This is a genomic window from Methylobacterium litchii, assembly GCF_038442315.1.
In the GTDB taxonomy this organism is placed as follows: domain Bacteria; phylum Pseudomonadota; class Alphaproteobacteria; order Rhizobiales; family Beijerinckiaceae; genus Methylobacterium; species Methylobacterium litchii.
The window spans coordinates 160,915-175,634 of the sequence record NZ_JBBXMY010000010.1; the positions used below are offsets into that span (position 1 = coordinate 160,915).

12 protein-coding genes and 1 tRNA gene are annotated in these 14,720 nt (G+C 71.9%); 5 read left to right on the top strand and 8 right to left on the bottom strand.

Annotated elements, in window-relative coordinates; genetic code table 11:
• Positions 1 to 5: 5 nt before the first annotated feature.
• Entirely contained in the window at positions 6 to 1,301 is a 1,296-nt protein-coding gene (locus AAHF99_RS18395) for an arsenic transporter (protein ID WP_342165948.1), read from the top strand.
• A gap of 413 nt (positions 1,302 to 1,714) precedes the next feature.
• Here AAHF99_RS18395 and AAHF99_RS18400 read toward each other — a convergent pair.
• Positions 1,715 to 1,804 (bottom strand) — tRNA-Ser (locus tag AAHF99_RS18400).
• Between the two features lie 229 nt (positions 1,805 to 2,033).
• On the opposite strand from AAHF99_RS18400, the gene AAHF99_RS18405 reads away from it, so the two are divergent.
• The 3 genes from AAHF99_RS18405 (at position 2,034) to AAHF99_RS18415 (ending at position 7,353) form a co-directional block, all read left to right on the top strand.
• The gene (locus AAHF99_RS18405) at positions 2,034 to 4,181 is read left to right on the top strand and encodes a xanthine dehydrogenase family protein molybdopterin-binding subunit (protein WP_412759912.1); all 2,148 of its coding nucleotides are present in this window, start codon (positions 2,034 to 2,036) and stop codon (positions 4,179 to 4,181) included.
• A 261-nt stretch (positions 4,182 to 4,442) separates the two neighbouring features.
• Positions 4,443 to 6,326, top strand: coding sequence for a glucans biosynthesis glucosyltransferase MdoH (gene mdoH, locus AAHF99_RS18410; RefSeq protein ID WP_342165949.1), 1,884 nt, complete (start codon positions 4,443 to 4,445; stop codon positions 6,324 to 6,326).
• 361 nt (positions 6,327 to 6,687) lie between these two features.
• Entirely contained in the window at positions 6,688 to 7,353 is a 666-nt protein-coding gene (locus AAHF99_RS18415) for a L,D-transpeptidase (protein WP_342165950.1), read from the top strand.
• A 62-nt stretch (positions 7,354 to 7,415) separates the two neighbouring features.
• On the opposite strand, the gene deoA is transcribed toward AAHF99_RS18415, so the two are convergent.
• The 7 genes from deoA to AAHF99_RS18450 all read right to left on the bottom strand — a co-directional run bounded on the left by deoA (position 7,416) and on the right by AAHF99_RS18450 (position 13,301).
• A complete protein-coding gene (gene deoA, locus AAHF99_RS18420; RefSeq protein ID WP_342165951.1) occupies positions 7,416 to 8,711 on the bottom strand; it encodes a thymidine phosphorylase in 1,296 nt (431 codons plus the stop codon).
• 2 nt (positions 8,712 to 8,713) lie between these two features.
• Entirely contained in the window at positions 8,714 to 9,445 is a 732-nt protein-coding gene (deoC, locus tag AAHF99_RS18425) for a deoxyribose-phosphate aldolase (protein WP_342165952.1), read from the bottom strand.
• Positions 9,442 to 10,260 (bottom strand): purine-nucleoside phosphorylase, encoded by an 819-nt coding sequence (locus tag AAHF99_RS18430; RefSeq protein ID WP_342165953.1) that lies wholly within the window; start codon positions 10,258 to 10,260, stop codon positions 9,442 to 9,444. Before AAHF99_RS18430 ends, deoC begins: the two co-directional genes overlap by 4 nt.
• On the bottom strand, positions 10,257 to 10,673 hold the full coding sequence (cdd, locus tag AAHF99_RS18435; RefSeq protein WP_342165954.1) for a cytidine deaminase: 417 nt from the start codon (positions 10,671 to 10,673) through the stop codon (positions 10,257 to 10,259). Before cdd ends, AAHF99_RS18430 begins: the two co-directional genes overlap by 4 nt.
• 42 nt (positions 10,674 to 10,715) lie before the next feature.
• Positions 10,716 to 11,462 (bottom strand): anti-sigma factor family protein, encoded by a 747-nt coding sequence (locus AAHF99_RS18440; protein WP_342165955.1) that lies wholly within the window; start codon positions 11,460 to 11,462, stop codon positions 10,716 to 10,718.
• A 78-nt stretch (positions 11,463 to 11,540) separates the two neighbouring features.
• On the bottom strand, positions 11,541 to 12,137 hold the full coding sequence (locus AAHF99_RS18445; protein ID WP_243951910.1) for a sigma-70 family RNA polymerase sigma factor: 597 nt from the start codon (positions 12,135 to 12,137) through the stop codon (positions 11,541 to 11,543).
• 39 nt (positions 12,138 to 12,176) lie between these two features.
• Positions 12,177 to 13,301 carry a patatin-like phospholipase family protein gene (locus tag AAHF99_RS18450; RefSeq protein ID WP_342165956.1) on the bottom strand — a complete coding sequence of 375 codons (1,125 nt, stop codon included), beginning with the start codon at positions 13,299 to 13,301 and terminating at the stop codon, positions 12,177 to 12,179.
• Positions 13,302 to 13,541: 240 nt separating this feature from the next.
• Between AAHF99_RS18450 and AAHF99_RS18455 the strand changes: the two genes are divergently transcribed.
• Complete coding sequence (locus tag AAHF99_RS18455; protein WP_342165957.1) at positions 13,542 to 14,702, top strand: iron-containing alcohol dehydrogenase; 1,161 nt, start codon at positions 13,542 to 13,544, stop codon at positions 14,700 to 14,702.
• The last annotated feature ends 18 nt before the right edge of the window (positions 14,703 to 14,720 follow it).

The window sequence follows — 14,720 nt, forward strand, 5'->3', positions numbered from 1 at the left end:
CCTGGATGCTCGCGCTCGCCATCTTCCTTGTCACCCTCGTGTTCGTCATCTGGCAGCCCAAGGGCCTCGGGATCGGGTGGAGCGCCCTAGCCGGCGCGGGCGTGGCGCTCGCTACTGGGGTGATCCACCCGGGCGATATTCCGGTGGTCTGGCATATCGTCTGGGACGCCACGTTCACGTTCGTCGCGCTCATCATCATCTCGCTGCTGCTTGATGAGGCCGGGTTCTTCCATTGGGCCGCCCTGCATATCGCCCGCTGGGGGGGCGGCCGGGGCCGGCGGCTGTTTCCGCTGGTGATCCTGCTGGGCGCGGCCATCGCGGCGGTGTTCGCCAACGACGGCGCCGCGCTGCTGCTGACCCCGATTGTTCTGGCGATCCTGATCCGGCTGGACTTCAAGCCGGCAGCGGCTCTGGCGTTCATAATCGCCTGCGGGTTCGTCGCGGACAGCACCTCTCTGCCGCTGGTGATCTCCAACCTCGTCAACATCGTCTCCGCCAACTTCTTCGACGTCACGTTCGGCCGGTATGCGGCTGTGATGGTGCCAGTAAACCTAGTCTCCCTAGCGGCGACCTTGCTGGTGCTGTGGGCCTACTTCCGGCGCGACGTGCCGGCGGCCTACTCTGTCGCTGCCCTCGAACGTCCGGCCGAGGCGATCCGCGACCCGCTGGTGTTCCGGGTAGCAGTCCCTCTGCTCGGCGTGCTCCTGCTCGCCTACTTCGTCACCGCGCCGTTCGGGGTGCCGGTGTCGGCCGTGACCTGCGCCGGCGCAGCGGTGCTGCTTTTGCTCGCCAACCGGGGCGGGATCATCCCGATCCGCAAGGTGCTGACCGGCGCCCCCTGGCAGATCGTCCTGTTCAGCCTGGGTATGTACTTGGTGGTCTACGGCCTCCGGAATGCCGGCCTGACCGACGAGCTGGCGAAGGGTCTGACTTGGCTCGCCGGGTACGGCCCGTGGGTCGCTACCGTCGGCACCGGCTTCGCCGCCGCGATCCTGTCGTCCGTCATGAACAACATGCCAAGCGTGCTGGTTGGGGCGCTCTCGATCCAGCAGGCCCCGGACCTTTCTCCGCTGACCCGCGAGTTGATGGTCTACGCCAACGTCATCGGCTGCGACCTCGGCCCGAAGTTCACGCCGATCGGCAGCCTCGCTACCCTGCTCTGGCTCCACGTCCTCGACAGCAAGGGCCAGAGGATCACCTGGGGCCAGTACATGAAGGTTGGCCTGGTCATCACCCCGCCAGTGCTGCTGGTCACCCTTCTGGCGCTGGCGGCCTGGCTGCCGCTGCTCGTCGCCCGGTAGGTATCCCGTGTCAGAGGCTCGCCGCGGCCGATGATCCGAGCTTTCTATAGGCAAGTAGCGGACGACCGCTTTGAGGAAGGCCAAGCGCCTATCCCTTAGTCCGGCCTGGGTCGCCTACGGAACGTCCGCTTCGAGGTTTTCAACTGGTTTCCAGTTATCACAAGCTGTTCACTGGCCGCCAAGTCTGCAGGTTGTAGAAGGTCTCGGCCCATGCGTTGACCATGATGCACTTCAATGGTCCATTCCTAGGGTCCGATGTCATTTAAGACGGATGATCACGGGTCTAACCCCTTGATGTCGTACCCCTTCGGTTTTGGCTGAATATCTTGGCGGCGGAAATAGAAGATGCCGCAACGCTGAACCAAGCCCACGATATCAAAAAATATTGTTATTGCAGTGAGTTAGGGGGTAACTGGCGGAGAGGGGGGGATTCGAACCCCCGATGGGCTTGCACCCATGCCGCATTTCGAGTGCGGTGCATTCAACCGCTCTGCCACCTCTCCAGCCCGGCTCGGACAGGACACCAGGGTGTCTCAACCGGAACCGTGCGCCACCGAGACGGGGTCGGCACGGGGCGCGACCGTCGAACTCTGCGGATAGGCGCTCATAATCGCCAGGGGCGCCGAGGGCAAGGGGTTGCTGCGCGGGTTCCGTCCCGAGTCCCGGCGCCGCAGGGCGGAGCGTCCGGCGGGGCTGGCCGGTTGCCCCCGGCACGGGATGCGGGAGGCGGCGATGGAAGCGGTGCTGGGCAAGAGCCACAGCCGAGTCGAGGGAGCCGCCAAGGTCACCGGCACGGCCGTCTATGCCTCCGATACCCCGCGGCGGGAAACCGGGGCCGCGATGGCCCATGCGGCCCTCGTCACCAGCACCATCGCCCGGGGGCGGATCGTCGGATTCGATCTCGCCGCCGCGCAGGCGGTGCCGGGCGTGCTCGCCGTGTTCACCCATCGCGAGTGCGCCGGCCACGTCGCCCCCGTGGCGCACCTGATGGCCGGCGGCTACGTCAACTCCTCGCACCGGCCGCTCGAGTCCGATGCGGTCGCCTATGCCGGGCAGATCGTGGCCCTCGTGGTCGCCGAGACCTCCGAGGCCGCCGCCGCCGGGGCCGCCGGCGTGCGGGTCACCTATCAGGAAGCACCGGCCTCGGCCGGGTTCGATGCGCCCGGCGCCGAGACCATCCGCCTCGCGGACCTGAAGGCCTACCACGAGGATGTCCGGGTCGGCGATGCGGAGGCGGCGCTGGGGGCCTCGGCCCATCGGATCGAGGCGCGCTACGCCACGCCGATCCAGCACCATAACCCCATCGAGTTGTTCACCACCCGCTGCGCCTGGGAGGGCGACCGGCTCACCGTACACGAGCCGACGCGCTTCGTCGGCGCGGTCCAGCACGGGCTTGCGGCCCAACTCGGGCTCGATCCCGCCAAGGTGCGCGTGGTCTCAGGGCTCATCGGCGGGCATTTCGGCTCGAAATTCGCCCTGTCGCAGCACACCGCCCTCGTGGCGCTCGCCGCGCGGCGCCTCGGACGGCCTGTCTCGCTGGTGCCCACCCGGCGGCAATGCTTCACCATCGCCAATTACCGGCCCGAATCGCGCCACGACATCTGCCTCGCCGCCGATGCGGAGGGGCGCCTCACCGCCCTGGTGCACAAGGCGGAGGTCGTGACCTCGCGCTTCGATCCCTTCGCCATGGAGGGCACCGACGTCACCGCGAGCCTCTATGCCTGTCCGGCGATCCGCACGGAGGAGCGGGCGGTGCGGGTGGACCGCAACACGCCGGGCCCGATGCGGGCGCCGCCGGAGGTGCCGTATCTCTTCGCCCTCGAGAGCGCGATGGACGAGATGGCGTGGCGTCTCGGCCTCGATCCGATCGACCTGCGCCGCCGCAACGACACGGCGCGCGATCCCGTCAGCGGTAAGCCCTTCACCTCGCGCCCGCTGATGGCCTGTTTCGAGGCCGGGGCGAAGGCCTTCGGCTGGGAGCGGCGCCTGCCGCGCCCCGGCGCCATGACGGAGGGGCCGTGGCGGGTCGGCCTCGGCTGCGCCACCTCGGTGCGCCCGGTGAAGATCGCCGCCGCGACGATCCGGGTCCGGCGCAACGCCGACGGCGCGGTCGAGGTCGCCGCCGCCCACCATGAGATCGGCAACGGCATCACGACGCTGCTGGCCATGGGCGCCGCCGACTGGCTCGGCGTCCCCGTCGAACGGGTGAGCGTCCTTCTCGGCGACACCGATCTGCCGCCGGCCGGCATCTCCGGCGGATCGAGCACCACCACGAGCCTGATGAACGCTCTCTCCCTCGGCTGCGCGCAGCTGCGCGACAAGCTCGCTGGGGCGCCGGAGGGAGAGGCGGTGGAGGTCGTGGCCGCGTTCGTGCCGCGCGGCAGCAAGCCGGATGCGCTGAAAGCGTTGCGCGAGGGCCATATCGGCCTCACCCTGCCGGACGATGCCCTCTCCTGGGCCTTCGGCGCGCAATTCGCGGAGGTGCATGTCCATGCCGAGACCGGGGAGATCCGGGTGCCCCGGCTCACCGGCGCCTTCGCGGCGGGGCGGGTGTTGAACCCGCTCACCGCCCTCAGCCAGTTGAAGGGCGGGATGATCTGGGGCCTCGGCTCGGCCCTGCTGGAGGAGACGGTGCTCGACGGGGCGGCCTATCGCAACCCGGACCTCGCCGAATATCTCGTGCCGACCAGCGCCGACGCGGAGACGGTGGAGGCCATCCTCGTCCCGGACCCTGACGAAAAGGTGAATCCGCTCGGCGTGAAGGGCCTCGGCGAGCTCGGTGTCATCGGGGTGAACGCGGCCATCGCCAACGCGGTGTACCACGCCACCGGGCACCGCCAGCGCAGCCTTCCGATCCGCATCGAGGACATGATCGCCTGAAAACCACCGCCCGCGTCGGAAAGTCCCGCCCGAACGGCAGCTTGCGCCGTCGTTCTGTCGATATTCAGGCCGATGCCGCTACTCAAAGTTTGACCGGCCGCCCGGTGCGAGGCATCGCGGCGGCGGCATGGGGGGATCGATCGGTCGGCTTCCGGCGATGCGCCGGGGGTGCGGGGTCTTCGCCCTGCGCCGATCGTTCCGTCCCACGGCGCCCGCCCGGTTGGTGCGCCGCATGCCCGCCTCGGTCGAGTATCCGCGCCCATGTCCCACAGCGCCCTTCCTGACCGCGACCCGCCCGCCACCTCGCCCCTGCGCGAGGCGTGGCACGGAGCGCCGCGTGCCCTCGTGGGGCGGCGCCTCGCCCTGGCCGTGCCGAGCCTCGCCACCGCCGCGGCCATCGCGTGGCTCGCCTCGCACGCCTATCCGGCGGTGGATGCGCTCTCGACAGCAGTGCTCGTCACCTTCTCCCTGGTGCTGGGCTGGCAGGCCTTCACCGCCTGGCAGTACCTCTACGGCTTCCTCGCCGGCCTGTTCGGTGATCGGACGATCTCCGCCCTGGAGCGCGCCGCCGAGGCGGCAGGCCCGCTGCCGCAGGGCGCGGGGCGGACGGCGGCCATCGTGGCGATCCATGCGGAGGATGCCGTCGCGGTGTTCGCGCGGCTGCGGGTGATGGCCCGGTCCCTGGCGCGGGAGGGCACGGCCGACATCGACATCTTCGTCCTCTCGGACACCCGCGACGGCGCCATCGCCGCCGTGGAGGAGCACGAATTCGCCCGCATCCAGGCCTGGGCGGCGGCGGACCCGGCCCTGCCGCGCATCCGCTACCGGCGGCGCCGGGAGAATGTCGGGCGCAAGGCCGGCAACGTCGCGGAGTTCTGCGCGAGCCACGGCCACGACTACGCGTTCATGATCGTGCTGGACGCCGACAGCCTGATGACCGGCGCGGCGATGACCCGCCTCGTCCGGCTGATCCAGGCGAGCCCGCAGGTCGGTCTGATCCAGACCGTCTCCTACGCCGCCGGCCGCGACACGCTGTTCGCCCGCGTGCAGCAATTCGCGGTGCGGCTCTACGCGCCGCTGGCCCTGCGCTGCCTGGAGACGTGGCAGGGGCCGGAGGGTAGCTACTGGGGCCACAACGCGATCCTGCGGATCGAGGCCTTCGCCGCCCATGCCGGCCTGCCGGTGCTCCCCGGCCGGGCGCCGCTCGGCGGCGAGATCCTGTGCCACGACATCGTGGAAGGCGCGCTGATGGTCCGCGCCGGCTGGGAGGTGCGCCTCCTGCCGGACTTCGGCGGCACCTGGGAGGAGATGCCCACGAACCTCATCGACCTGCTCGGCCGCGAGCGTCGCTGGTGCCAGGGCAACCTGCAGCACCTGCGCGTGCTGCCCTGGAAGGGCCTGCGGGGGGCGAGCCGCTGGCACATCGTGGTTGGCATCCTCTCCTACGGCGTGCTGCCCCTGTGGATCGCCTTCCTCGGCCTCGGTGCGTGGCAGGCGGCCCGCAGCGGCGATCTCGGCCTCCTGGCCTACGGGCTCGGCGGCGCGGGCCCGGCGGCCCACGCCCTGGCGGCGCTTGCCGTCGGGGTGCTGGCGGCGCCGAAGCTCCTCAGCCTCGTCCACGTGCTGGGCTCCCGCGAGCGCCGCGCCGCCTTCGGCGGCACCGGACGCCTGCTCGCGAGCGCGGCGCTGGAACAGGCCGTCTGGGTGTTCCTGTGGCCGGTGATGACCCTGTTCACGGCGGGCGCCGTCTGCGCGACCTTCCTCGGCAAGGTGGTGCGCTGGGAAACGCAGGCCCGCGACGACCGGCAGGTCTCCTGGGCCGAGGCGTTCCGCCTCCAGGTGGATGCGGTGGTGGTGGGGGCCACGATGCTCCTCGGCCTCGCCTGGGCGGGCAACCTCTGGCTCGGCCTGTGGCTCGCCCCCGTCGCCCTGGCGCTCCTCACCAGCCCAGCCCAGAGCGTCTGGACCAGCCGCTCCGACCTCGGCCGCGCGGCGCGGGCGCGGGGCCTGTTCCTGACGGCGGACGACACCGCCCAGGCACCGGAGCTGGCGGAGCTCGTCCAAATCCGCGGCATCCCCGCCGGCCCGACCCGCACCACCGCCCGCGAGCCCGCCGTGTGGATCCCCGCCGCCGACGAGGTGTGACACCCTCCCCGTCATTGCGAGCGTCAGCGAAGCAAACCAGGGCAGCGGGACGCCTCAGGACGACGCGGATCCCTGGATTGCTTCGCTGCGCTCGCAATGACGGGTGTGGGTTTGCAGCCGACAGCACGGTCAATCCCACACCGAACAAACACCATCAGCCCGACACCCACCCGTCACTTTATGGCCACGCTGCCACAGTGTTGCCATGACATCACGGGGGCGGCGGAATGGCCGGGGGCGTGGGTTTCAGGCTTGGCTTTGGGGCCGGAGCGTTTAGGCCTTGGTGAGGATCGGCACGGCATCGTGTCCGCCAGCGTTCCCGCGTTCTCCGCCAATTTGCGCCTGCCCTCGTGAGGCTTTGATGCGTCGCTTTATTCCCGCCCTCGCCGGCCTTGCCGGCGCGGCCGTTCTCGCCGCGCCCGCCTTCGCCTACGAGATCGATCCGCTGACTCGCCAGCCCATCGACAACGTACTGACGGTGCGCGTGCGACCCCAGGCCACCGAGCCGGCCGCCGTGCCGGTGGTCAACACCGCCCTCACCACCGCCGACCCGCTCCAGCAGAGCGCGGCCGTCCCGCAGATGTCCGCGATCCAGCGCGAGACGGTGGCCTATGATGGCCCCTACGGCGCCGGGACCATCGTGGTCTCCACGGCCGAGCGGCGCCTCTATTACGTGCTCGGCGGCGGCCAGGCCCTGCGCTACGGCGTCGGCGTCGGCCGTCCGGGCTTCACCTGGGGCGGCGTCCAGACCATCACCATGAAGCGCGAGTGGCCGGATTGGCGCCCGCCGGCCGAGATGATCCGCCGCCGGCCCGACCTGCCGCGCTACATGAAGGGCGGGGTCGAGAACCCGCTCGGCGCCCGCGCCATGTACCTCGGCGGCACCATGTACCGCATCCACGGCTCCAACGAGCCGGAGACGATCGGCACCGCCGTCTCCTCGGGCTGCATCCGCATGACCAACGAGGACGTGATGGACCTCTACACCCACGCCAAGGTGGGCACGAAGGTCATCGTCCAGCGCTAATCCGCGCCACGCGGAACGGCATCAGGGGCCGGCAGCGACGCCTGCCCTTTCGTTTGGGCGCGTCAGCCGCCGACCCGCTCGATCACCGCTGGGCGCTCCGGCGGGGCCTCGCCCATCCGGTAGGCGGCGCGCAGGGCCGCCTCGGCCCGGTCGGCGCCCGCCTCGTCCGCCGCGTGGACGATCCCGAGCAGCCCCCCCGCATCGCCCGGCCGGGCGAGGTCGGTGAGGCCCACCGCCGGGTCGATGTCGTCCTGCGGCCGGGTGCGCCCGCCCCCGAGGGCGATCACCGCGAGCCCGATCTCCCGTGTCGCCACCGAGGCGACCGTGCTCGGCGCCTCCACCCGGCGGCGGACGGGCGCGACGGGCAGATGGGCCTCCGGCCGGTCAAGGAGATCGGACGGGCCGCCCAACGCCGCGACCATGCGGGCGAAGCGCTCCGCCGCCCGGCCCGAGGCGAGGGCGTCCTCCAGCCGGGATGCCCCTTCCTCGCGGGTCGCGGCGAGGCCCCCCAGCACCAGCATCTCGGCGCCGAGAGCCAGGGTGACGGCGTGGAAGCGCGGCTCCCGCCGCCGGCCGGTGAGATAATCGACGGCGTAGGCGACCTCGACGGCGTTGCCGGCGGCCGAGGCGAGCGGCGCGTCCATATCGGTGATGAGGGCCGTCGTCGGCAGACCGGCGCCGACCGCCACGGACACGATGCTCTCGCCCAGGGCGCGGGCCTCCGGCAGCCCTTCCATGAAGGCGCCCGAGCCCTGCTTCACGTCCATCACGAGCCCGCCGAGCCCGGCCGCGAGCTTCTTCGACAGGATCGAGGCGGTGATCAGGTCGAGGGATTCGACCGTGCCGGTCACGTCGCGGATGGCGTAGAGCCGCTTGTCGGCCGGCGCCATCCGCGCGGTCTGGCCGATGATGGCGCAGCCCACCTCGGCCACGACCCGGCGGAACAGGTCGGGATCGGGGGCGACGTCGTAGCCGGGGAGGCTCGCGAGCTTGTCGAGGGTGCCGCCGGTATGGCCGAGGCCCCGGCCGGAGATCATCGGCACGTAGCCGCCGCAGGCCGCCACCATCGGCGCCAGCGGCAGGCTCACCGTGTCGCCGACGCCCCCGGTCGAGTGCTTGTCGAGGACGGGCCCCGGCAGGTCCCAGGCGAGCACATCGCCGGAATGAGTCATGGCCCGCGTCAGGGCGACCCGCTCCGGCATGGACAGGCCCCGAAAGAACACCGCCATGGCGAAGGCCGCCGCCTGCCCTTCGGTGACGGCCCCGTCCGTGAGGCCCCGGATGAAGGCGGCGATCTCGTCGTCGGAGAGGATGCCGCCGTCGCGCTTGGCGCGGATGATCTCCTGCGGCAGGCGCATCCTCAGCCCTCCCGCACCTGCATCAGCACGCCGAACAGGCTGCTCGCCCCGAGCCGGAAGGTCGCCGGCCGCGCCCAGGCGGGGCCCATCGCCCGGTCGGCGAGCGCCAGATAGGTCCTGGCATCGTCGAGAGTGCGCAGGCCCCCGGAGACCTTCACCCCCGCCGGCCGCCCGGAGGCCAGCACCGCGTCGAGGAGGATGCGCGCGGCCTCCGGCGTCGCCGAGACCGGGCTCTTGCCGGTGGAGGTCTTCAGGAAGTCGGCCCCGGCCGCGAGCGCCAGATCGGCGGCGGCGCGGATGGCGGCGGGGGTGCGCAGCTCGCCGGTCTCCAGGATGACCTTAAGCAGGGAATCGGGGCAGGTCTCGCGCACCGCCTCGATCACGTCCCGCGCCACGGCCTCGTCCCCGCGCAAAAGGGCGCGGTACGGCAGCACCAGATCGATCTCCCCGGCCCCGTCGCGGCAGGCCTCGGCGGCATCGTCGGCCGCGCGGGCGGAATCCTCGTCCCCGGCGGGGAAGTTGATCACCGTCGCGATGCGGATGCCGGTGCCGGCCAGTGCCTGCGCGCCCTGCGCCACGAAGGAGGGCCAGACGCAGATCGCGGCGACGCCCCCGGCACGGGCATCCCGGCACAGGGCATCGACCTTGGTCTCGGTGCAGGTGTCACTGAGATCGGTCAGGTCCAGCAGGGCGAGCGCCCGCGTGGCGACGGCGCGGGATTCGTCGGTCGTCATGGGGTCTCTCCCGGCTCGGGCAGGGCGGCGGCGAAGGCACGCACCAGCCGCGTGAGGTCTCCGGCGGCGGCGGCGGCCACCGCCTTGGTTTCGGCGTGGTGGGGCGCTCCGCCCGCGATCCCCGCCGCGAGGTTCGTGACCGCCGAGACGGCCACGACCGGCAGGCCGAGGAAACGGGCGAGGATGGTCTCGGGCACGGTCGACATGCCCACGAGGTCGGCTCCGAGGATTCCGGCCATGCGCACCTCGGCCGGGGTCTCGAAGCTCGGGCCGGAGAACCACGCGTAGATCCCCTCGGCGAGCGGGATCCCCTCCCCCCGCGCGGCCTGCGCGAGCCGCGCGCGCAGGGCGGGGTCGTAGGCGTCGGTCATCGGCACGAAGCGGGCGTCGCTCGCCTCGCCGATCAGCGGGTGGAGGCCCGACAGGTTGATGTGGTCGGTGAGCAGGGCAAGCCGCCCCGGCCCGACCTCCGGCCGGAGCGAGCCGGCGGCGTTGGTGAGGAACAGGCAGCGCGCCCCGAGGTCGCGGGCGCAGGCCAGGGGCAGGCGCATCGCGGCCGGATCGCCGGATTCGTAAGCGTGGGCGCGGCCCTCGAACACCAGCACCGGCCGCCCGCCGATCCGGCCCCGGTGCAGCCGTCCGCGATGGCCGCTGACGCCCGCCCCTGGAAAGCCGGGGATCGCCGCGTAGTCGAGGCTCGTGGCGTCCTCCAGCCCCTCGGCCAGCGCCCCGAGCCCGGTCCCGGCCACGATGGCGCAGGCATACGGCCCCTGGAAGCCGGCCTCTCGCAGGGTCGCGAGGGCACCCTCCGTCACGACAGGGTCTCGGGGCCGAAGGAAGCGGGAAGCAGGGCGTCGAGGGTGTGGCGGGCGAGCACCCCGCCCGGCCCGGCGGCGAAGACGGGCGTCTCGGGCCCGGCGAATTCGCGGATGCGCTGGCGGCAGGCGCCACAGGGGGTCACGGGCACGGCTCCGTCCGCGCAGACGAGGAGGGCGGCGATCCGCCTGCCCCCGGCGGCGACCATGGCGGCGATGGCCCCCGCCTCGGCGCAGGTGCCGACCGGATAGGCCGCGTTCTCGACGTTGCAGCCGGCATGGAGGGCGCCGGTCTCGTCACGCAGGGCGGCGCCGACGCTGAACCGGGAATAGGGCGCGTAGGCCCGTTGGCGGGCGGCCAGGGCCGCCTCGAACAGGGCGCCGAGCCCTTCGTCTTCCGATCCCGCCCGCATGGCCCGTGTTTCGCACCAAGCGGGCCGCTCTGTCGAGGGCGCTCAGCCCCCGAGCAGGTTCGCCGCGCGCTGCAGCACCGCATCCCGCAGGGGACCGCTCACCGCATAGGCGTTGCCGCCGGAGGTCCAGGCGAGGACGCGGCCCTCGGCGGTGTCGCCGAGCATGGCCGGGCCGGAGCGGCCGTCGGCGCGGGTGGCGAAGAGGGAGACCTCGCCGATGGATTCCGCCTCGAACGCGACCTCGATGCCGGTGCCGTGCCGCGACGGGAAGACCTGCAGGTCGCGGACCCGCCAGCCCTCCGGCAGGGGCGGCAGCTCGACCCCGGTGGCCCGGCGCAGGCGGTCCCGGTCGTAGGAGGCCGCATCCGCCGCCGTCACGAGGCGCAAATGCGCCACGGCCCGGGCTTGGCGTGCGTCCTCTACGAGGCTCGCATCGATGGGGGAGGCCAGGGTATCCGGCACGCCGAAGCGGCCGATCTCGTCATGGGCGAGCCAGCCCGCGCCGACCAGCACGGCGATGGCCGCCGCCCGCTTCATCCGCGAGGCGACCCGGCCCCAGCGGAGGGAGCGGTCGAGCCGCCGGGCCAGGGCGAAGTTGCGGTCCGGGCCGGGGCCGAGGCGTTCGCGGAAGCTGGCACGCAGGGCGTCGCGGTCGTGGAAATCCGCCATGACGCGGGCCGCCGCGTCGGGATGGGCGGCCAGATGGGCCTCGATCTCGAGGCGGCGCATCGGGTCGATCTGCCCATCGACGAAGGCGATGAGATCGCTGTCTGTGATCGGATCGATCATCGGTGACATCCTAAAGTCTGCCGGTCTCCCGTCCGGCGTGACGGGCTCCCGGAAAGGGGGCGGGCGCAGCGCCCCGAATCACGAATCACCCACGGCCCGCCGTGGGGCGCCGTTGCCTGTGACGAGCCGCAGCGGCGGACGGGCCGGTCGGGCCGGGCCCGGCGGATCGTCCGCGTCGCGGCCGAGACGTGTCCCCTCCTCGAAGGCGCGCAGGGCGGCGCGCCCGCGCCCAAGGCGGGACATCAGCGTACCGATGGGGATGCCGAGCACAGCCGCCGCGTCGGCATAGGCCATGCCCTCGATGGTCACGAGGTGGAGCGCGGCGCGCTGCTCTTCCGGCAGGGTGGCAAAGGCTTCGCGGATCTGCGCGAGCCGCACCTGGCCCTCCTGGGCGGGCGGGCTCGTCTCGTCGTGCATCCGCACGAGGGCGTCGGCGTGACGCACCTCGACCTGGCGGCGGCGCTGCTCGTCGATGAAGACGTTGTGCAGCACCGTCATCATCCAGGTGCGCAGGTTGGTGTTGGGGCGCAGCGTCCCCTTCGCCTCCAGGGCGCGCACCAGGGTGTCGTGCACGAGGTCGTCGGCCTTCAGGGCATCCCGTGTCAGCGCACGGGCATAGCGCCGAAGCGGCACCAGAAGGTCGACGATGTCCGGTAGGGCGTTCTTATCGGGCATGTCAGGTGAACGCCGCAGGGTCCGGGATTAATCCCGGCGCTATTGATAGGCGTCGCGCAGGTTGATGGTGCAGGTCTGGCCGACCTGCTCGAAATGCTGGCCGAGCCAGGCCTGGGCCGCCGCCCGCCCCTTGTCGCGCAGGCGCAGGAAAACCTTCCAGCGGGCGTCGAGCTTCGAGGCCGCGTTGTAATCCTCCAGGGCATCGGTGCCGTCGATCCGGTGGATCAGCACGCGCTCGTAGCCGTTGCGGCCCAGCGTGCCCTCCTCGATCAGCCCGTCCACGAAGTCGATCGCCCGCAATTCGCGCATCAGGTTGGCGTTGAAGGTGATCTCGTTCAGCCGGTCGCGGATCTCGGCCTCGGTGCGCGGGGTCTCCCGCCGCTCGACGGGGTTGATCTGCACGAGCAGGATGTCGCGGGTCCGCGCGCCTCGGTAGAGGGGGTAGAGGGGCGGGTTGCCGAGGTAGCCGCCATCCCAATAAGGCACGCCCTCGATCTCCACCGCCTGGAACACCGTGGGCAGGCAGGCCGAGGCCATCAGGTGATCGACGGTGAGGGTATCGCGCTCGAACACGGCGAGCTTGCCGGTCCAGACATTGGTGGCCGACACGTACACCCCCGCCGTCGGCGCATCGCGCAGGCGCTCGAAATCCACCTGCTTCGCCAGGGCCTTGCGCAGCGGGTTGATGTTGAGCGGGTTCGACACGTAGGGGCTCGGCGTCAGGGCCTTGAGCCAGAACTCGGCGACGGGGTTGCCCTTCCACAGGTTGAGCAGGCCCGTGACCATGTTGCGCTGCGTCGGGCCAAGGTCGCCGTCGAGGCTCACCTCCCGCCAGAACTGCTCCAACGCCTCGCGGGCGCCGTCCGGCCCGCCCTTGACCCAGCCATCGACCATCACGACGGCGTTCATCGCCCCGGCGCTCGCGCCGGTCAGGGCCTCGAAGCCGAGCCGCCCGTCCTCGATCAGGGCGTCGAGGACGCCCCAGGTGAAGGAGCCGTGCGCACCGCCACCCTGCAGGGCGAGGGCGACCGTCTTCTCGGCCTTCGGGCCGGCGAGGACGTGGCCCGCGAAGCGCGCGGTCTCGGGGGCCACCATGTCCGGCGAACGCTCGGGGACGGCGGTGGCGGGGTTGGTCGGCTCGGCGCCGTGGGGATGCTCGCTCATGTTGGCCTCCTTTCCTGGCCTGGGAAGATCGGGGGGACGCGCGCCGGCCGCAACGGGCGTTTTTGCAATGCAGCAATCCGGCACCGAACGCGCGAGGGCGGGCGCGGTTCATGCCGGAAGGTGCGCCAGGGCACGGGTGAAGCCCCCACGCTTGTCAGGATCGCCGGTTTCGCCCGGCTCTCCCGAGGCCTATGGAAACAGGAGAAAGGTCCCGCGCCGGCGGGCCGCATGGAGGAAACAATGGTCGCCTCGATCGCCCTGCCGCGTCTCATGCGCGTCGGCGCCGGAGCCTCCCGGCTCCTGCCGGAGGTGCTCGGCCAGCTCGGCCTGTCCCGCCCCTTCGTCGTCACCGATCCGTTCCTCGCCGGCAGCGGCGCGGTGGAGACCCTGACGGAGCGGCTCGCGGCCGGCGGGGTGACGGCGCGGATCTTCTCCGAGACGGTGCCCGACCCGACGGTGGCCTCGGTCGATGCGGCGCTGGCGGCGCTCCAGCAGGGCGATTACGATTGCGTCGTCGGCTTCGGCGGCGGCTCGCCCATGGACACGGCCAAGGCGGTGGCGGTGCTGGCCCGGCACGGCGGCCCGATGCGGCGCTACAAGGCGCCCCACCTGCAGGAGGAGGCGGGCCTGCCCATCGTGGCGATCCCGACCACCGCCGGTACCGGATCGGAGGCGACGCGCTTCACCATCGTCACCGACGAGGCCAACGACGAGAAGATGCTCTGCATCGGCCTCGCCTACCTGCCGGTGGCGGCGCTGGTCGATTACGAGCTGACGCTGACCAAGCCCAAGCGCCTCACGGCCGACACGGGCATCGACGCCCTGACCCATGCCATTGAGGCCTATGTCTCGCGGCGGTCGAACCTCTTCTCGGACGGGCTCGCCCTGCAGGCGATGGGGCTGATCGCCCCGAACCTGCGCCGGGTCTGGACCGATCCCGGCGACCGCGCCGCCCGCGAGGCGATGATGCTCGGCGCGACCCAGGCCGGCATCGCCTTCTCGAACGCGTCCGTGGCGCTGGTCCACGGGATGAGCCGGCCGATCGGCGCGCATTTCCACGTGGCGCACGGCCTGTCGAACGCGATGCTGCTGCCGGCGGTGACGGCCTTCTCGGCCCCCGGCGCCATCGACCGCTACGCCGCCTGCGCCCGGGCGATGGGGGTGAAGTGCGGCCCCGGCGACGAGGCGGCGGCCTCGGCGCTGGTCAACGAGTTGCGCGCCCTCAACGACGACCTCGACGTGCCGAGCCCGCAGGAATACGGCCTCGACGCCGCGAAATGGGACGCGCTGATCCCGACCATGGCCGAGCAGGCCCTGGCCTCCGGCTCGCCGGGCAACAACCCGCGCGTGCCGAACGCGGAGGAGATCGCTGCCCTGTACCGGGAGGTGTGGGCGGGGTAGCGGGGGCCGAGGCAGCGC